Raw genomic sequence first — 17,902 nt, 5'->3', positions numbered from 1 at the left:
GCGATGTCTTACCCTATTCCGCCGCCACCAATTCCTCTGCTCTGGCAACCGTAACCGCCACCGCGTTCAACACGGCGTTGCCGGACAGCGGGTCAAAGCGCTCTGTATCGGTCAGGTCGTTGATCGAAACCCCCGGCTTCTCCCGCGCCACCGAAAGGCCGACGCCTTTGCGTCCGTGACCGAAGCCATGCGGGATCGACACCACGCCGGGCATGACGTCATCGCTCACCTCGACCGGGATATCGACGCTGTTCACCCGGCTGGTCACGGTCGCCATGCCGCCATCGGTTAGGCCGCGAGCCATGGCGTCATCGGGATGGATCATCAGGGTGCAGCGATCCGGCCCCTTGAGCAGGCGTTTGCTGTTGTGCAGCCAGCTGTTGTTCTGGCGGACGTGCCTACGCCCAATCAGACGCAAGACATCAGGCTGCTCGTCATCGAGCGAAGCGGCAAAGCGCTGCAGTTCGGCGAGGAAATCGGGATGGGCGCAGTGGATCTTGCCGTTCTCGGTGCGCAGCCGTTCGGCCATGCACGGCTGCAGCGGCCCGAGATCGATCCCGTTTGGCGCCGCCTCCACTTCGGCCAGCGTCAGTCCGGCGGGGGAGCTTTGCAGCATATTGTCGAGGACATCCCGCGGCACACGGATATTGGGGAGATCCTGTCCGTCCTGCGCCATTATCGCGAGGCTGAGCTCGGCGACAATCTCCCAGTCGGCCTTCTCGCCGTCTGGCATGTCGAAGATCGCCGGCGAGTAGCTGGCATAGTTGCGGATCGCCAGCGGCCCGAAGAAAAACGGATAGTGATCCTTTTCCAGCGGCCCGCAGGGCGGCAATATATAATCCGCATGGCGGCTGGTCGCGGTGACATACATGTCGAAGGAAACCATCAGGTCGAGTCGCTCGAGCGCGCGATCGAGCTTGGCGCCATCCGGTGCGGACAGCACCGGGTTGCCGGTCAGCACGAACAGCGACCTGATCCGCTGCTCGTCGTCGCGCAGCATTTCATCGGCGAAGGTGATCGTCGGCAGCTCGCCCATGATCGAGGGCATCGGCCCGCGCACGGTATCGACGGTGCGCACCGACCCCCTGCCGACCAGATTGATGGTGTCGAGCGCCGGCTGCGGAACCATCGTGCCGCCGACCCGGTCGAGATTGCCGGACGCGATATTGATGATCTGGATCAGCCACTGGTTGAGCGTCCCGAATTCGCAGACCGACACACCCATCCGGCCATAGAGCGCGGCGGGCTGGTCCGCGGCCAGTTGCGTGGCCATTTCCTGCATGGTCGCAGCCGATATACCGCAATGGGCAGCAAGCTGGTCCATATCAAAGCCCGCAACCGCTGGTTCGATGGCGCTCCAGCTGTCATCGAGCAGCGCATCGACGCGGGACGTGTCGACCAGACCGCTATCAAAAATGCTTTTCAAAATGCCGATCAGCAACGCGGTGTCGGTCCCCGGCTTCACGAAATGATGCGCGTCCGCGATCCTGGCGGTTTCGGTCCGGCGCGGATCGACGACGACCAGCCTGCCGTCACGCGCCTGCATTTCCTTCACCCTTTTCCTGAAGTCGGGCACGGTCCAGATGCTGCCGTTGGAGGCCATCGGGTTGCCGCCGATAATCACCAGATACTGGCAGCGGTCGATATCGGGCACCGCGGCGAGGCTGACATGACCATACATATGATATTGCACGACATGATGCGGAATCTGGTCCAGCGTTGAAGCCGAATAGATGTTTTTCAGCCCGATCGCGCGGCGCAGCTGGCCGACCTGGGTCGAGAGGGCATAATCATGCGCACCGGGATTACCGGCATATATCGCCGGCTTGGCGCCCTGCCCCTTGAGCGCGACGAGTTTCGCGGCGATTTCCGTATAGGCCTGTTCCCAGCCGATTTCCTGCCACTGGCCATCCACTTTCTTGACCGGCTTGTGCAAGCGGTCGGGGTCATCCTGCAGATCGGCAATCGCTGTTCCCTTGGGGCAGATATGGCCACGGCTCAGCACATGATCGGGATTGCCCCTGATCGACAATATTTCGCGCCCCTCGACCTCGACCAGCAGGCCGCAATTGGCTTCGCAAATATGACAGGTGCGGGCGTGAATCATGCTCATCGGAAAACCTCCTGGATTTAACCATCCGGTTAACATATTCGCAAGGCTGCTACCAGTACCACCGCATCAAGACAGAAATTTCACTGGGCATTTGGCGATAATTGTTGAATGTAGCCCCTTCCAATCTCTCTCGGAGTAACCTGTTCATGGCGCGTCGCTGGCTATCCACCGCTTTATTGTTCCCCCTGTATCTGTCGCTGACTGCCTGCCCGGCAATTGTTCAGGAACCGGATAGCGCCGGCAGCAATGCCGTTCCCACACCCGTCACCGCACCAGCGACCATGCCGGACGATCCCGATCCAGCGCTCTGGGTGATCAAGGATGAAGACACGACCATCTATCTGTTCGGGACCGTCCATATCCTGAAACCCGGCATGACCTGGTTCGACGAAGCCGTAAAGGAAAGCTTCGATGCGTCGGACGAGCTTGTGATCGAAATGATCAAGCCCGACCCGGCGGAGATGACGAAAATCGTCACCGACCTGGCGATCGACAAAAGCGGCGTTTCGCTGCGCGACAAATTGACCCCCGAAGATCGTGCAGATTTTGAAGCCGCAATGACGAAATTCAAGATGCCGGTCGCCGCTTTCGATCCGCTCGATCCGTGGTTCGCCAGCGTCAGCCTTTCGCTGATACCGCTGATGCAAAACGGATATGCAACCGACAAGGGCGTGGAAGATGAATTGCTGGCCCATGCCAAGGCCCGGGCGCTCACGATCACCGGGCTTGAAACGCCGGAGCAACAACTGGGTTTTTTCGACAATTTGCCGGAAGAGGTGCAGATCCGCTTTCTTAACTTCACCGTCGATAACATTGAAGATGCCGCCAGCGGGATGGAACAGATGGTCGCCGAATGGGCGAACGCCAATATCGATGCCCTGGGCGCGCTGATGAATGCCGGCATGGAAGACAAGATTCTATATGACACATTGCTGGTCAACCGGAACATTACCTGGGCCGAATGGGTCGACAAGCGGATGGAGAAGCCGGGAACCGTGTTTCTTGCGGTCGGCGCCGGTCATCTTGCAGGAGAAAGCAGTCTGCAGGCTATTCTGGAACAAAAAGGCATGACTGTGGATCGGATTGAATATTGAACATTCTCGCCCTCGTCCTTCCTTTTGGCCGCCGGCACACCAAATAGATATTATGCGCATATTAGCCCCCATCCTGACCCTGCTCGCCGCGTTGACACTCGGCGCGTGCAACAACAGCCCCGAACCGGCGAACCTGAATACGGTCAAGAACGGCACGCCCGCTCTGTGGAAAGTCACCGGTACCCAGCCCGGGCAGACCGGCGTCGCCTATATGTTCGGCACGATCCACATTCTGCCCGACGATGTGCAATGGCGTACGCCTGCGCTGGAAACGGCGATAGCGGAATCGGACCGTCTGGTCATCGAAGTGCTCGGCCTGGACGACACCAAGAGCGCGGCCAAGACATTCTCCCGACTGGCGGTCTCGCCCGGGCAGCAGAAGCTGGAGACCCGGATCAGGCCTTCCCTGCACGATGATCTCGAACGGATCATCGATTCCGCCAATATTCCCGAACGCGCGCTCAACCGGATGGAAACATGGGCCGCAGCGCTTTCGCTGGCTTCCGCGCAGACCCGAGGCCTCGGACTGAACAGCAGCAGCGGCGTCGAAGAAAAACTCACCGAACAATTCACGAAAGCAGGCAAGCCGATCGAGGCTCTCGAGACGATCGAATTGCAACTGGGCTATTTCGACAAGCTTCCCGAAGCACAGCAACGCCAGATGTTGACCAGCGTGGTCGAGGATTCGATCGACGCGCAGCAGGATTTCGAAGAATTGTTCAACGCCTGGATGACCGGCAATATCGAGCAGATGGTGACGCTGACCGACTCCGGGATCCTCGCCGACCCGACGACCCGCAAATATCTGCTGGTATCGCGCAATCTCGACTGGGTGGAACAGCTGGACAAGCGTCTGCAAAAGCCGGGCACGTCGCTTGTCGCGGTGGGCGCGGCCCATCTCGCCGGACCGGACGCGGTTCAGGAAACGCTCGCGCAACGCGGCTATAAAATTGAAAAAATCCAATAATCAGGGCATTGCATGACATATATATTTGATCGCGAAACCGCGCTGATCGCGCTGGAAGACGGACAGTACACAATCGAAGCGAGCGATGTATATCGCAACCCCACCGGCATGGCCTTTGGCGGATGGGTGGCAGCTGTCGCCGCTCAGGCGGTGGAAATGCATCCCGAGCGCCGCGGTCCGCTGGTTTCACAGCAGATCATGTTCATGACCGGCGTCGGGCCGGGCGAGGTCAGACTATCGGTCACATTGCTCCGCGCCGGCGCGTCGACGCAATTCTGGCGGGTGGAGCTGTCGCAAAACGGCGCGCTGACCAATGTCGCCGATATTGTGACCAGCACCCGCCGTCCGACCGATATCGACTATCAGATCGCGATTCCCGATGCCAAGTCACCCGAAGAATCCATCTCCCTGCCATCGGTCAATCCGATGGCTCCGGCATGGGTCTCCCGCTATGACCAGCGCATCGCCAAGGGTATGCCGTTCGCGGTCAACAAGTCACCTGAGGCAATGGTGTGGATCAAGGAAGCCGACGGCCGTCCGGTTGACCGAGTCAGCCTGTTCTCGATTCTCGATACACCGATGCCACGGACCTTTTTCGTGACCGAACAATTCCGGCCCGGTTCGAGCGTTGCGATGGCAACATACATATATGCCAGCGAAGAGGATCTAGCCCTGGCGGGCAATGATTTCATGCTGCTGCGCGTAACCGGCGCGACGGTCCGCAACAGCGCAACCGACGGTCGGGCCGAAATCTGGTCAAAAAGCGGAATTTTGCTCGCGACAAGCTCGCAGATCGGCTTTTTCCGCTAGGCTTCAAACCCCTTGCTTTTGGGGCGACCCGACCTTATAGCGCCCTCTTTCCGGCCATGAGCACCCTGGAGGCGTGGCGGAAATCTAACAAAAGCTAATTTTTGGAGCAACATTATGAGTGATCAGCTGACTATTGCAGCCGAACCACGCGAACGGGCTGGCAAGGGAGCCTCCCGTGCACTGCGTCGCGAAGGCCGTGTCCCTGCCGTTATTTACGGCGACAAGAAAGAAGCCATTGCAATTCACGTCGAAGAGCGTGCGTTGAACAAACTTCTCGGCACCGGCCATTTCATGAACTCGCTGGTTCAGGTAGACGTCGACGGGAAGAAAACCCGCACCCTGCCAAAGGATGTTGCTTTCGACCCGGTCTCCGACCGTCCGCTCCACGTTGACTTCTTCCGCCTCGCAAAGGGCGCGAAGGTACAGGTCAATATTCCTGTTGTCTTCATCAACGAAGAAGAATCTCCTGGCCTGAAACGTGGCGGCGTCATGAACGTTGTCCGTCACGAACTCGACCTGATGTGCGATGCGGATCATATCCCTGACCAGATCGAAATCGACGTGACCGGCCTGGAAATTGGTGATTCGATCCATATCTCCAGTATCACGCTGCCAGACGGCGCTGTAAGCTCGATCACCGATCGCGACTTCACCATTGCCGGCGTCACCGCACCTTCGGCTCTGAAATCGTCTGACGACGAAGCCGAGGAAAGCGAAGAAGGTACGGAAGAAGCTGAAGGCGAAGAAGCCGAAGGCGAAGAAGGCGATTCCGAAGACTAGACCTTTCCTTACAAAACAATGTAACGAAAAACCGTCCATGCCGAGATTTCAGCATGGACGGTTTTTTTGTCTGTCCAAATGTCGGTGTCGAGCAGGGAGCGCGTTCAATAATGCAACTATGGGTCGGTCTTGGCAATCCGGGCACGCAATACGCGATGCACCGGCACAATGTCGGCTTCATGGTGATCGACGCGCTCGAGGAAGTGCACGGATTCCCGCCGCCCAAACAGAAGTTCAAGGGCTGGACGATGGAAGCACGGCTCGGTGGCGAAAAACTGGTCCTTCTGAAACCCGGCACTTTCATGAACGAAAGCGGTCAGAGTGTGCGCGCGGCGTTGGATTTCTACAAGCTGGAGCCGGAAGACGTCACCGTCTTCTACGACGAGCTCGACCTCGAACCATTCCGGGTCAAGGTCAAGCGCGGCGGCGGCGCGGCGGGCCATAATGGCATAAGATCGATGATCGCCCATATCGGCCCCGAATTTCGGCGGGTACGCATCGGCATCGGCCATCCCGGCACCAAGTCACGGGTCACCGGCCATGTGCTGGGCAATTATGCCAAGTCGGAAATTGACGATCTGGCCGATATGCTGGGCGTGGTTGCTGCCGAAGCGGACTGGCTGGCGAAGGGCGACGATGCGCGGTTCATGAGCGAAGTTGCCATGCGGATGCAGGAATAGCGGCCATTTTTGAATGAATCATCACCCTGACCTTGATTCAGGGTCCAGAGCGTATATGCGCAAGTTTCGAACGATTTGGCACGGGGTGCTGAATCGGTTCCAGCACGACGGAGTGAATTAAATGGGTTTCAAATGCGGTATCGTTGGGCTTCCCAACGTCGGAAAATCAACGCTTTTCAATGCACTGACCGAAACACAGGCGGCGCAGGCGGCCAATTATCCGTTTTGCACGATCGAGCCCAATGTCGGCCAGGTCGCGGTGCCCGATCCGCGGCTGCAGCAGATTGCGAAAATCGCGAGCAGCGCCAAGATTATCGAAACCCAGCTCGCCTTTGTCGATATTGCCGGCCTGGTCAAAGGGGCGTCGCAAGGCGAAGGCCTCGGCAACCAGTTCCTTGGCAATATCCGCGAAGTAGACGCAATCGTGCACGTTTTGCGCTGTTTCGAAGATGACGATATCCAGCATGTTTCGAACAAGATCGATCCGATTTCCGATGCCGAAGTGGTCGAGACCGAACTATTGCTCTCCGATCTGGAAAGTCTGGAAAAGCGTGTGCCTGCCTTCCAGAAAAAAGCCAATAGCGGCGACAAGGAAGCGAAGATCGCGGCAAATGTGCTGGGCCGGACGCTGGAATTGTTGCGCGAAGGCAAGCCGGCGCGCCTGACCGAGCCCGAAGGCGAGGAAGAGGAGCGGATTTTTGACCAGTCGCAACTGCTGACCGCCAAGCCGGTGCTTTACGTCTGCAACGTCGCTGAAGAAGACGCGCAGGATGGCAATGCGCTGAGCGCCGCCGTCTACGAAAAGGCCAAGGCCGAGGGCGCGGAGGCGGTCATCGTTTCAGCCGCGATCGAATCGGAACTGGTCAGCATGGAACCGGAAGAACGCATCGAATATCTCGCCGATCTCGGACTGGAAGAATCCGGCCTTGCGCGGGTCATTCGCGCGGGATACCAGCTGCTTGAGCTGCAGACATTCTTCACCGTCGGCCCCAAGGAAGCGCGTGCCTGGACCGTCCACAAGGGCGCCAAGGCGCCCGAAGCCGCCGGCGAAATCCACAGCGACTTCGAACGCGGTTTCATCCGCGCCGAAACCATCGCCTTTGACGATTATGTCGCGCTGGGCGGTGAAAGCGCTGCCCGCGACGCCGGAAAGCTCCGTCAGGAAGGCAAGGAATATGTCGCGAAAGATGGCGATATCTTCAATTTCAAATTCAATGTCTGAATTGTCACAAAGTCCGGCTAGAAAGTCCGGCTAGGATGTGACGCCCGGAGGATCGACATGATGTTCAAGAACCTGATTTCGCTGATTTTGGCCGGCTTCCTGCTGGCCGGTGCCCCTGCCCTGGCGGCGACCACACCCGAACTGGACGATCCGGTCAGCGAAAAGACTGAACAACGCGATCCGGTCACCATCCTGATCTCGATCGACGGGTTCCGGCCCGATTATCTCGAGCGCGGGATCACCCCCAATCTGAGCGCGCTGGCAGCTTCGGGCATATATGGTCCGATGCGTCCGTCCTTCCCGAGCAAGACATTCCCCAACCACTGGACGCTGGTGACTGGCAAGACTCCCGATCATCACGGCATTGTCGGCAATACGATGGAGGATGCAGCACGGCCGGGCGAAGTCTTCAAAATGGCAACCCAGGACCCGTTCTGGTGGAACCAGGCGGAACCGATCTGGATCACCGCCGAGAAACAGGGCATTCGTTCGGCAACCATGTTCTGGCCCGGATCGGAAGTGGATTTCAACGGTGTCAGGCCGGCGGACTGGTGGCCGTTCAACCAGAAACTGTCGAATGATCGCCGGATCAATGCGATTGTCGACTGGATGCGGCGGCCCGCCGATATCCGGCCCCGACTGGTCACGCTCTATTTCGATACCGTCGATACCGCAGGCCATTATTACGGACCCGCTCCGGGAGAGAAGCTGCACGCCGCCATCTCCGCCGTGGACAGCGAAATCGGTCGCTTGAAGCAGCAGCTGGACAATCTTGACCAACCGGTCAATTTCGTCATCGCATCCGATCACGGCATGACCGAGACCGCGCCGGACCGGATCATCTATCTCGACCAGATCATGGCGCGTGACCAGTATCGGGTGGTCGAGGACGGCAATTATCTGGCTGTCGAGCCGCTGGAGGGCAATCGGGATGCGGTGCGCGCGGCGTTCCTGCAGCCGCACGAGCATATGCAATGCTGGGACCGGCAGAATATTCCGCCTGAGCTGGGCTACGGTACAAATCCCCGCGTGCCATCCATTTTCTGTCTGGTCGAAACCGGCTGGGTCGTGTTGCAGGACGTTCCGGAATGGATGACCGGAACCGGCGGCGGCCATGGCTACGACCATCGCGATCCCGACATGATGGCATTTTTCCTATCAAGCGGCCCCGCGATCCGCGCGGGCGGCCAGCTCCCGGCATTTGACAATGTGGATATCTATTCGCTTGTTGCAAAGCTGACGGGCGTAAATCCGGTTGCTGGCGACGGCAGCCTGGCCCCGTTCGAACCGGTCCTCAAACCCTGATTGCTTCTACGATCCGGGTCGATCGATCCTGACGTAGACAAGCCGAACCGGATCGCTGTCTTCGACCGTGCAATCGTCGGCATCGACTATTCTGCCCCCGCGAAAACCCGCCAGTTCGGTGCCCTCGGCATTGAGAGTGAGCCCCATGCCGACCCATATCTGACTGGAACATTTTTCCAGCATCGCCGGAGAAAAAGCGGCCCGGTGCGCGCCGTAAATCAGGTTACCATATATGGTTGCGGTGAAATCTATGGCATTTCCGGCATTGCCCGGCGACGCGGTCGAATATCGCGAAGTCAGGCTCGATCCGTCCTGCGTGAAATGGAAGGTCTGACCATCTTCCTGTTGCCAATGACCGGTCAGGTCGAACGCGGCCTGCGGGCTGTGGGCATCCTTGTCCGGAGCGGCCTGCGGCTGGGCCGCGACGCCATTGGCTGTCAGCAGAGCCAGCAATACACAGACCAGGCGGAGATATATCATGGCGGACTCCCGTTTCATTCCAGCCAGCGGCTTACGGCATCAGGCAAATCGGACAGTGACCGCTATCACGATCCGTTGTCATGGCGACAATGGATCACTTGCGGCCGAATAATTTCTCCACATCCTCGAGCGCCAGCTTTACCCAGGTCGGGCGACCGTGATTGCACTGGCCGCTATGCGGCGTCACTTCCATTTCGCGGAGTAGCGCATTCATCTCGGCGACATTGAGCACCCGCCCTGCCCTTACCGAACCGTGGCAGGCCATCGTCGATGCGACATGATCGACCCGCTCCTTGAGGCTCAGCGCTTCGTCATATGCAACGAGCTCGTCTGCAAGGTCGGTGACCAGGGATTTCACGTCGCCGGAGCCGAGCATAGCCGGCGTCGCCCGCACCAGCATTGCGCTCGGTCCGAACCGTTCCAGCTCCAGACCGAAATCCGACAATTCCGCCGCCCGCGCCTCGAGCCGGTCGCAGGCATTTTCATCCAGTTCGACGACTTCGGCCATCAGAAGCGCCTGGGACGCCACGGTGCCACCCTCGACCGCCTTGCGCATCCGTTCGAGCACGAGCCGCTCGTGCGCCGCATGCTGATCAACGATCACCAGACCGTCTTCGGCCTCGGCTACGATATAGGTTTTGGCGACCTGCCCGCGGGCGATCCCGAGCGGATGGCGGGCTCCATCGGGCACCGGTGCGGAAGCCTCTTCCGCCTTGCCCATCAGCGGCGCCAGATCCTCTTGCCGGTCAAAGCCGGAAAAAGCGCTGCCCCCTTCGTGCATCTGTGCCGAAGGATAGGGCTGTTGTGCGATATTGGACCGCCCCTGGGTCGCAAAGATACTGCCCTGGGGATCCGGAGCAGCCGGTTCCCGCTGCCAATTGGACAGCGCCGATTCCGCCGGTCGCTGGACCGCCCGGAACCCGCCTTCGTCCAGCGCCTTGCGCAACCCGCTGACGATCATCCCGCGGATCATCGCCGGTTCGCGAAAACGCACTTCGGTTTTTGCCGGATGGACGTTCACGTCGACCAGTTCCGGCGGCATTTCGATGAACAATGCGACCACCGGGTGACGATCCCGCGCCAGCATTTCGGCATAGGCGCCGCGCACCGCCCCGACGAGCAACCGGTCCTTGACCGGGCGACCATTGACGAACAGAAACTGGTGATCGGCAACGCCGCGGTTATAGGTCGGTAGGCCCGCGACGCCGGTCAGGCGAATCTCTTCCCGCTGGAGATCGACTCCGACACTATTGGCGCGGAGATCGCGGCTGGTCAGCGCGGCGACCCGTTCTGGACCCGATTCGCCGCCCTGGACCGCAATTGCCTTTCGCCCCTGATGCTCCAGCGTGAACCCGATATCGGGTCGCGCCATCGCCAGTCGCCGGACAATGTCGGTACAGGCGGCATATTCGCTGCGCGCGCTGCGGAGAAATTTGCGCCGGGCCGGAACATTGCCGAAAAGCTGTTCGACCCGCACCTTCGTACCCGGCGGGATTGCAGTCGGCCCCTCGTGGGCCAGCTCGCCATGGTCAATGACCCGCGACCAACCATCTTCGCCAGCCATGCGGCTTTCGATCGTCATCCGCGAAACACTGGCGATCGAAGGAAGGGCTTCCCCGCGAAAACCCATTGTGGTCACCAGCTCGATCGCTTCGTCCGGCAATTTCGACGTCGCGTGACGTTCCAGCGCCAGCACGATATCGTCACGGCCCATCCCGCAACCATTGTCGGAGACCTGGACCAGGTCGAGTCCGCCCTGATCGAGACGGATGTTGATCTGGCTGGCACCGGCGTCGATCGCATTTTCGACCAGCTCTTTCAGGGCACTGGCAGGGCGCTCGACCACCTCCCCGGCAGCTATCCGATTTATCAGGCTATTTGGAAGTCTTCTTATTGACATATTGTCGTTCCTAGCCCAAGCGACCTTGCCAAGCGACCCCTGATTTTCTGGACGAATGTCATGGTTAATTTCATGAGCCGTCCAGCTTAACCAGAGCGTTGTCCAATTGGTGCAGCTGGCCTGCGAAGATAAGAAATTACGGACAAAATTATGTTTGAAAATCTGTTCAAGTTCCGCTCGCAAGATTTGGCGATCGATCTCGGCACTGCGAATACAGTGGTATATGCACGCGGTCGGGGTATCGTTCTCAACGAACCTTCGGTTGTCGCGATCGAAACCATAAACGGTATCAAAAAAGTAAAAGCCGTCGGCAATGACGCGAAGATGATGATGGGCAAGACCCCTGACAGTATCGAAGCGATCCGCCCTCTGCGCGACGGCGTGATCGCCGACATTGATGTCGCCGAGCAGATGATCAAGCATTTCATCCAGAAGGTGAACGGCAAGAGCAAGCTGTTCAGCTATCCCGAAATCGTGATCTGCGTGCCGAGCGGTTCGACCTCGGTCGAACGCCGCGCCATTCGCGATGCCGCGTCGAACGCCGGCGCGCGTCAGGTTTTCCTGATCGAGGAACCGATGGCAGCCGCCATTGGCGCCGACATGCCGGTCACCGAGCCGATCGGTTCGATGGTTGTCGACGTTGGCGGCGGCACCACCGAAGTTGCCGTGCTCTCCTTGCGCGGCCTCGCCTACACAACCTCGGTCCGTACCGGCGGCGACAAGATGGACGAAGCAATCGTCTCCTATGTCCGCCGTCATCACAATCTGCTGATCGGCGAAACAACAGCCGAACGGATCAAGAAAGACTTTGGCGTCGCACAGGCTCCTGCAGACGGCGTCGGTCACACGATCCACATCAAGGGCCGCGACCTTGTTAACGGCGTGCCGAAAGAAATTTCGATCAACCAGGGCCAGATAGCTGAATCGCTCAGCGAGCCGATCGGCACCATCATCGAAGGCGTTCGCATCGCGCTGGAAAATACCGCACCCGAACTGGCGGCCGATATTGTCGATCAGGGCATAGTCCTGACCGGCGGTGGCGCTCTGATCAGCGGGCTCGATGCCGCGCTCAGCGATGAAACCGGATTGCCGGTGACGGTCGCTGAAGACCCGCTGGCCTGTGTCGCGATCGGCACCGGTCGCGCCATGGAAGACCCGATGTTCCGGGGCGTCCTGACCACAGCCTGAGCCCGAACAATGATGAAACAACGATTGGAAATGAAAGGATAGATCAATATGGCGCCGCCAACAAACCGGCGTCCAGGATTTTCCAAGCGGGCGCAATACAGCATTTTCGCTAGCTATTTACTGGGCATTTCGGGAGCGATCATTGGTCTGCTCCTTTTGCTCGTCTCTTTCATCGATCCTTTAGGCTTTTCCGCCCTTCGCACGATTGGCGCAGAAACAATGGCTCCGGTCAGCAGAACCCTCTCCAATATCGGCGGTGCCACAGGCAGCGCCGGCGGCGAGATTTCTGCCTATTTCAACGCGGCATCGAAAAATGCGGCATTGCAACGGGAAGTCGAGCAGAATCGGATAGAAATCCTGGAAGCCCGCGCACTCCGACAGGAGAATGAACGCCTCAAGAGACTGTTGAAGCTCGACGAGGAAGTTCCCGATTCTATCGCCATGGCCCGTCTGATCAGTTCGACCGCGTCCAGTTCGCGCCGGATCGCGACCCTGGGTGTCGGCAGCTCCAGCGGGCTTGAAATCGGTCAGCCGGTCCGCTCGCCCGAAGGGCTGGTCGGCCGGATATTGGAAACCGGACCGACCACCGCGCGCGTCCTGCTGGTCTCCGACGGAAAAAATGTGACTCCGGTGCAGCGGGCCAGCGACAGCCTGCCCGCCTTTGCCACCGGGCGCGGGGATGGCACGGTCGACATTCAACCGATCAATATCGGCACCAATCCGTTCAAGGGCGGCGACCTTCTGATCACCTCGGGCAGCGGCGGGCTCTATAGTCCGGGCATTCCCGTGGCGGTCGTCATTCGCAAGACTGAAACCGGAGCGATAGGCCGGGTTCTGGCCAATCCTGCCAAGGTCAGCCACGCCATTGTCCAACCGATTTTCCAGGCTGAAACCGTGCGTCAGATTGACAGGGATGCTGTGATCGGCGCGGAAGAGGAAACGGACGAATAGTGCCCAGATCGCGTCAATCCAGAATTGGCAGGCAGCCGTCCCAGTTGCGCATAAAACTGATACCGCCGGTGACCGTCGTCATTGCTTCGATGATCACCGCCCTGCCCATCATTACCGATTATCCGATACTGCCCCCGCTGGGGCTGCTGGTGATATTGGCCTGGCGGCTTATCCGTCCGGGATACTGGCCGGTATGGGCCGGTTTTCCGCTGGGTCTGGTCGACGATATCTTCAGCGGACAGCCGTTTGGCAGCGCCGTGTTTCTGTGGTCGGTCGTTTTCATCCTGCTCGAGGCAATCGATCGCAAGGCGGTAAGCCGCGATTACTGGCAGGATTGGCTTATCGCCTCCGTTGCGATCATTTTTGTGCTAATAGGCGGTATGCTGATCGTCGATTTTCAATCCAATATATTGCGGCTTGATCTGCTTTTGCCCCAGATTCTGCTGTCGATCCTGCTCTATCCGTTCCTTGCCCGGCTGATCGGCGCGATCGATAACTGGCGGGTGGCGTCATGAAGTCGGCCAAGACCATCAGCAGCGCGATGCAGACGCTCACTTTCTCCCGACGCGCGACTGTCGTCGGCGGGCTGCAGATTGGCGTTGGCGTGTTGCTCGCAGGCCGCATGGCCTATATCTCGGTTGCCGAGAACGAGCGTTACAAGCTTTTGTCGGAGAGCAACCGCGTCAATCTCACCCTGGTCCCGCCACGGCGCGGCTGGCTGATCGATCGCAATGGCAAACCGATTGCCAATAACAAGACAGACTTTCGCGTCGACATCATCCCCGACCGGTTGCGCGACAAGAAAAAGACCGTCGCCACCCTGGCCGAACTGCTCGCGCTTGACGCGGAAGATCTCGAACGGATCAACCGCGAACTCGAGCAGGCCAGCAGCTTTCAGCCGGTTCAGGTTGCGACCGGACTGGACTGGGAAGCCTATGCCGCGGTCAGCGTCAGATTGCCCGATCTGCCCGGCGTATCGCCGCGTCAGGGCTTCTCGCGCAATTATCCGAGCGGTCCGGCCATTGGCCATCTGGTCGGCTATGTCGGCACCGCTTCGGCTGAAGAATATAAGGAAAAGCCCGATCCCATATTGATCACGCCCGGCTATAAAATCGGCAAGGACGGGCTCGAGAAAATCTTCGAAGACCGCCTCCAGGGCAAACCCGGCGCCAAGCGGGTGGAGGTAACCGCACGCGGCAAGATTGTCAGGGAACTGCGCACACGCGCGGATGTTCCGGGCAAGGCAATGCAGCTGACCCTCGATATCGACCTGCAGGAATATGCCGCCCGCCGGCTGGGAACCCAGTCCGGATCGGTCGTCGTCATGGACTGCGAGAGCGGCGACATCCTGACGATGACCTCGATGCCGTCCTTTGATCCGAATAGCTTCTCCGACGGTATCGGTGTTACCGAATATGGCATGCTGCGCGAGGACGATCATGTGCCGCTGCTCGACAAGTCTCTCAAGAGCCTGTTCCCGCCAGGATCGACCGTCAAGCCGATGGTCGCTCTTGCGTTTCTGGAGGCCGGACTGAGCCCTGACGAGAGCGTCAACTGCAATGGCGGCCTGCAGGTCGGAAACCGGCGCTTTCGCTGCTGGAAACGCGGCGGCCACGGTCGTGTCGATATGGCGAAGGGCATTTACCAGAGCTGCGACGTCTATTTTTATCATTTTGCCCAGAAAATCGGGATCAACCCGATCGCCCTGATGGCCAACCGGCTGGGGCTGGGACAAAAATATCCGATACCCGTCCCGAGCCAGTTTTACGGCACGGTTCCCGACCCGGCGTGGCTGCGCAAGAAATATGATCGCGAATGGCAGGCCTATGACACGGTCAACACCACGATCGGTCAGGGATATATGCTGGTCAATCCGACCCAGCTGGCGGTCATGTCGGCGCGGATAGCGACCGGAAAAAACGTGATCCCGCGTCTGATCATGAACCAGAAGAAACCGGTGATGGAAACACTGAACATCGATCCGGAACATCTTCTATACGTTCACGAGGCGATGAGTGATGTGGTCAACGGGCCGGGCACTGCCGGACGGGCCCGGCTGCCGCTCGAAAATGTAAAAATGGCCGGCAAGACCGGTACCGCTCAGGTCGTCAATCTCGACTATGGCCGCGGTGGCAATGATGTGGCGTGGAAATATCGCGATCACGGCCTGTTCGTCTGTTTCGCTCCCTACGACAATCCCCGCTATGCGGCCGCGGTCGTGATCGAACATGGCGGCGGCTCCGGTGCCGCCTATCCGGTCGCACGGGACGTTTTGACCTTTCTCTACGACCGTGAAAAGGCGATGGATGTCCTGACCGGTCTCGAAAAATCCTGGGGCGGCACGATCCAGGAACGCATGGACACAAAAATGGCCGCCTATCGGAGCAAGAAGCAGCTGGAGAAGGCGATTGCCGAAGGGACGGCCCCTCCCCCACCAGCAGCTTCCGACGCCGCCGAAACCGGCGGCGGAGATTAGACGTTGAGTGATTTCATCCCAGCGCCGATTGCGCAGCTTCCGTGGAAGACCATCCTGCTTCTTTTCGTCATGGCCAGCTTTGGCTTTGTCGTCCTCTACTCGGCGGCGGGCGGCAGTGTGTCCCCGTGGGCCGGCCTGCACATGGGCCGTTTCGGCGTTTTCCTGGCGATGGCAGTGGTGATGTCCCGGTTCAAGGAATCATTCTGGAAGACCATGGCCTTCCCGACCTATATCGTCATTGTGATCATGCTCGTTGGCGTCGAACTGCTCGGCGCGGTCGGTGGCGGTAGCCAGCGCTGGCTCAACCTCGGTTTCATCCGGATCCAGCCATCGGAACTGATGAAGGTCGCGATCATCCTGGCGGTTGCCCGCTTCTATGATCTCCTGCCCCCCAGCCAGATCCGGACCTGGGGCGCGATCTGGCCGCTTTTCGCGTTGCTGGCCTTGCCCTGTGCCCTCATTCTGCTGCAGCCCGATCTCGGCACCACGATCACGGTATTCGTCGGCGCGCTGACGGTCGCGTTTCTCGCAGGACTGCCCCTGCGCCTGTTCATCGGCGGCGGTGCTGCGGTGGCGGTATTGGCGCCGATAGCCTATTTCTTCGCGCTCGAGGATTATCAGCAGCGGCGCGTGACAACATTTCTCAACCCGGAAAATGATCCGCTGGGATCGGGCTATCATATCAGCCAGTCGAAAATCGCGATCGGCTCCGGCGGCCTGTTCGGCAAAGGCTTTCTGAACGGCACCCAGAGCCACCTCGATTATCTGCCCGAGGGACACACCGACTTCGTCTTTGCCACCATGGCCGAGGAATGGGGCCTGATGGGGGGCGTCGTGGTACTATTCTGCTTCTTCCTGCTGTTCCGCTGGGGGCTGGGCGTCGCGATGAAGGCGAAGACCCGCTTTTCCCAGCTGACCGCAGCGGGACTGACGGTAACCATCTTCTTTTACGTCGCGATCAACCTGATGATGGTGATGGGCCTGGCACCGGTCGTCGGCATTCCCCTGCCCTTCCTCAGCCACGGCGGTTCGTCGATGATGACGATCATGATCTGCGTCGGAATATTGATGTCGATCGACCGTCATCCCGGTCGCCAGGGCGGCGCATTCGAGTGATTTGATAACACCGCTTGTGTTCTATCCATTCGGCCCTATATAGCCCCTCTAGTGGACGCTTAGCTCAGTTGGTAGAGCAGCTGACTCTTAATCAGCGGGTCGTTGGTTCGAAACCAACAGCGTCCACCATTTTTCCCTTTAGACAAGCCATCCGGCGGATGGTTTCCGGAAAAGTCTCCAGCCCAGACGCGGGCGCTCGTCACCAGATATTGCTCGCAGAACAGTCACCGAAGTCACCTCGGTTGATCGCGGGACAATAATCATGACAATTTAAACCGGTGCCCATAGAAAAAGGCGGGCCTCTTTTCGAGGTCCCGCCCTGTTTTCCAGAACAAAGTGCGAAAAAATAGGGAGCGAAACTCTGCTCCCCGGTTTAGTCTATTAGTTGACGGCGTCTTTCAAGCCCTTGCCGGCTTTGAATTTTGCTTGTGTCGATGCTGGAATTTGCATTGGTTCGCCGGTGCGCGGGTTGCGGCCGGTTGAAGCTTTGCGCTTTGAAGTCGAGAACGTACCGAAGCCAACGAGACGAACTTCGCCGCCGCTGGACAATGCGCTGGTGATGGATTCGAATACTGCGTCTACCGCTTTACCGGCGTCGCTCTTGCTGAGACCGCTGTGGTCTGCAACATTACTGATAAGATCCTGTTTATTCATTATGGGTATCCCCCCTTCTCTGATGGCAATTCTTTGAATCGCAGCTTTGTCTGGCAGCAGTAATGCGAAATTATCCGAGTGAGTCAAAGTAAAACCGCTGTTTTCTGCGCCAAACCCCCATTTTTTACGACAAAACATGGTAAATGACCCGCAAGGCAGCAACGCG

At 59.0% G+C, this 17,902-nt stretch carries 16 protein-coding genes and 1 tRNA gene; 13 read left to right on the top strand and 4 right to left on the bottom strand.

Features of this window, described 5'->3' with window-relative positions; translation table 11 throughout:
* Positions 1-13: 13 nt before the first annotated feature.
* Positions 14-2,113: a molybdopterin oxidoreductase family protein gene (locus HUO14_RS07345; RefSeq protein WP_176279208.1), complete on the bottom strand. Its 2,100-nt coding sequence runs from the start codon at positions 2,111-2,113 to the stop codon at positions 14-16.
* 146 nt (positions 2,114-2,259) lie between these two features.
* Between HUO14_RS07345 and HUO14_RS07340 the strand changes: the two genes are divergently transcribed.
* From HUO14_RS07340 to HUO14_RS07310, 7 genes are all read left to right on the top strand, one after another.
* Positions 2,260-3,207 (top strand): TraB/GumN family protein, encoded by a 948-nt coding sequence (locus HUO14_RS07340; protein ID WP_176279207.1) that lies wholly within the window; start codon positions 2,260-2,262, stop codon positions 3,205-3,207.
* A gap of 52 nt (positions 3,208-3,259) precedes the next feature.
* On the top strand, positions 3,260-4,174 hold the full coding sequence (locus HUO14_RS07335; protein WP_176279206.1) for a TraB/GumN family protein: 915 nt from the start codon (positions 3,260-3,262) through the stop codon (positions 4,172-4,174).
* A 12-nt stretch (positions 4,175-4,186) separates the two neighbouring features.
* Positions 4,187-4,984 (top strand): acyl-CoA thioesterase, encoded by a 798-nt coding sequence (locus HUO14_RS07330; RefSeq protein ID WP_176279205.1) that lies wholly within the window; start codon positions 4,187-4,189, stop codon positions 4,982-4,984.
* 114 nt (positions 4,985-5,098) lie between these two features.
* A complete protein-coding gene (locus HUO14_RS07325; protein WP_176279204.1) occupies positions 5,099-5,764 on the top strand; it encodes a 50S ribosomal protein L25/general stress protein Ctc in 666 nt (221 codons plus the stop codon).
* Between the two features lie 110 nt (positions 5,765-5,874).
* Entirely contained in the window at positions 5,875-6,444 is a 570-nt protein-coding gene (pth, locus tag HUO14_RS07320; protein ID WP_176279203.1) for an aminoacyl-tRNA hydrolase, read from the top strand.
* 121 nt (positions 6,445-6,565) lie between these two features.
* Positions 6,566-7,666 (top strand): redox-regulated ATPase YchF, encoded by a 1,101-nt coding sequence (ychF, locus tag HUO14_RS07315; RefSeq protein ID WP_176279202.1) that lies wholly within the window; start codon positions 6,566-6,568, stop codon positions 7,664-7,666.
* Positions 7,667-7,723: 57 nt separating this feature from the next.
* Positions 7,724-8,971 (top strand): alkaline phosphatase family protein, encoded by a 1,248-nt coding sequence (locus HUO14_RS07310; protein ID WP_246255354.1) that lies wholly within the window; start codon positions 7,724-7,726, stop codon positions 8,969-8,971.
* Positions 8,972-8,977: 6 nt separating this feature from the next.
* Here the strand turns inward: HUO14_RS07310 and HUO14_RS07305 are convergent, their stop codons facing one another.
* Together HUO14_RS07305 and mutL are read right to left on the bottom strand one after the other, a co-directional pair.
* Entirely contained in the window at positions 8,978-9,451 is a 474-nt protein-coding gene (locus HUO14_RS07305) for a hypothetical protein (RefSeq protein WP_176279201.1), read from the bottom strand.
* A 94-nt stretch (positions 9,452-9,545) separates the two neighbouring features.
* Positions 9,546-11,351 (bottom strand): DNA mismatch repair endonuclease MutL, encoded by a 1,806-nt coding sequence (mutL, locus tag HUO14_RS07300; RefSeq protein WP_176279200.1) that lies wholly within the window; start codon positions 11,349-11,351, stop codon positions 9,546-9,548.
* Positions 11,352-11,501: 150 nt separating this feature from the next.
* On the opposite strand from mutL, the gene HUO14_RS07295 reads away from it, so the two are divergent.
* The 6 genes from HUO14_RS07295 (at position 11,502) to HUO14_RS07270 (ending at position 17,211) form a co-directional block, all read left to right on the top strand.
* On the top strand, positions 11,502-12,539 hold the full coding sequence (locus HUO14_RS07295) for a rod shape-determining protein (protein WP_176279199.1): 1,038 nt from the start codon (positions 11,502-11,504) through the stop codon (positions 12,537-12,539).
* 48 nt (positions 12,540-12,587) lie between these two features.
* Positions 12,588-13,490 carry a rod shape-determining protein MreC gene (locus tag HUO14_RS07290; protein WP_176279198.1) on the top strand — a complete coding sequence of 301 codons (903 nt, stop codon included), beginning with the start codon at positions 12,588-12,590 and terminating at the stop codon, positions 13,488-13,490.
* A gap of 68 nt (positions 13,491-13,558) precedes the next feature.
* Positions 13,559-14,005: a rod shape-determining protein MreD gene (gene mreD, locus HUO14_RS07285; RefSeq protein ID WP_335647251.1), complete on the top strand. Its 447-nt coding sequence runs from the start codon at positions 13,559-13,561 to the stop codon at positions 14,003-14,005.
* Positions 14,002-15,966 (top strand): penicillin-binding protein 2, encoded by a 1,965-nt coding sequence (mrdA, locus tag HUO14_RS07280; protein WP_176279197.1) that lies wholly within the window; start codon positions 14,002-14,004, stop codon positions 15,964-15,966. The genes mreD and mrdA overlap by 4 nt, the downstream gene beginning before the upstream one ends.
* A gap of 3 nt (positions 15,967-15,969) precedes the next feature.
* Positions 15,970-17,082, top strand: a complete 1,113-nt coding sequence (rodA, locus tag HUO14_RS07275) for a rod shape-determining protein RodA (protein WP_176279196.1) — start codon at positions 15,970-15,972, stop codon at positions 17,080-17,082.
* A gap of 53 nt (positions 17,083-17,135) precedes the next feature.
* A tRNA-Lys gene (locus tag HUO14_RS07270) sits at positions 17,136-17,211 on the top strand.
* Positions 17,212-17,463: 252 nt separating this feature from the next.
* Here HUO14_RS07270 and HUO14_RS07265 read toward each other — a convergent pair.
* The gene (locus HUO14_RS07265) at positions 17,464-17,736 is read right to left on the bottom strand and encodes an HU family DNA-binding protein (RefSeq protein WP_176279529.1); all 273 of its coding nucleotides are present in this window, start codon (positions 17,734-17,736) and stop codon (positions 17,464-17,466) included.
* Positions 17,737-17,902 lie beyond the last annotated feature (166 nt).

It is taken from the genome of Parasphingorhabdus flavimaris (assembly GCF_013371215.1).
Taxonomy (GTDB): domain Bacteria; phylum Pseudomonadota; class Alphaproteobacteria; order Sphingomonadales; family Sphingomonadaceae; genus Parasphingorhabdus; species Parasphingorhabdus flavimaris.
The sequence above is the reverse complement of the archived record's forward strand: the minus strand, read 5'-3'. Positions and strand labels throughout refer to the sequence as shown.

What these genes read in the sequence shown, in the direction of transcription:
- HUO14_RS07330 (WP_176279205.1), top strand. Translation starts at nt 4,187, where the DNA reads ATGACATATATATTTGATCGCGAAACCGCGCTGATCGCGCTGGAAGAC.
- HUO14_RS07345 (WP_176279208.1), bottom strand. Translation starts at nt 2,113, where the DNA reads ATGAGCATGATTCACGCCCGCACCTGTCATATTTGCGAAGCCAATTGC.
- HUO14_RS07295 (WP_176279199.1), top strand. Translation starts at nt 11,502, where the DNA reads ATGTTTGAAAATCTGTTCAAGTTCCGCTCGCAAGATTTGGCGATCGAT.
- pth (WP_176279203.1), top strand. Translation starts at nt 5,875, where the DNA reads ATGCAACTATGGGTCGGTCTTGGCAATCCGGGCACGCAATACGCGATG.
- mrdA (WP_176279197.1), top strand. Translation starts at nt 14,002, where the DNA reads ATGAAGTCGGCCAAGACCATCAGCAGCGCGATGCAGACGCTCACTTTC.
- HUO14_RS07340 (WP_176279207.1), top strand. Translation starts at nt 2,260, where the DNA reads ATGGCGCGTCGCTGGCTATCCACCGCTTTATTGTTCCCCCTGTATCTG.
- mutL (WP_176279200.1), bottom strand. Translation starts at nt 11,351, where the DNA reads ATGTCAATAAGAAGACTTCCAAATAGCCTGATAAATCGGATAGCTGCC.
- HUO14_RS07305 (WP_176279201.1), bottom strand. Translation starts at nt 9,451, where the DNA reads ATGATATATCTCCGCCTGGTCTGTGTATTGCTGGCTCTGCTGACAGCC.
- ychF (WP_176279202.1), top strand. Translation starts at nt 6,566, where the DNA reads ATGGGTTTCAAATGCGGTATCGTTGGGCTTCCCAACGTCGGAAAATCA.
- HUO14_RS07335 (WP_176279206.1), top strand. Translation starts at nt 3,260, where the DNA reads ATGCGCATATTAGCCCCCATCCTGACCCTGCTCGCCGCGTTGACACTC.
- HUO14_RS07325 (WP_176279204.1), top strand. Translation starts at nt 5,099, where the DNA reads ATGAGTGATCAGCTGACTATTGCAGCCGAACCACGCGAACGGGCTGGC.
- HUO14_RS07290 (WP_176279198.1), top strand. Translation starts at nt 12,588, where the DNA reads ATGGCGCCGCCAACAAACCGGCGTCCAGGATTTTCCAAGCGGGCGCAA.
- HUO14_RS07265 (WP_176279529.1), bottom strand. Translation starts at nt 17,736, where the DNA reads ATGAATAAACAGGATCTTATCAGTAATGTTGCAGACCACAGCGGTCTC.
- HUO14_RS07310 (WP_246255354.1), top strand. Translation starts at nt 7,724, where the DNA reads ATGATGTTCAAGAACCTGATTTCGCTGATTTTGGCCGGCTTCCTGCTG.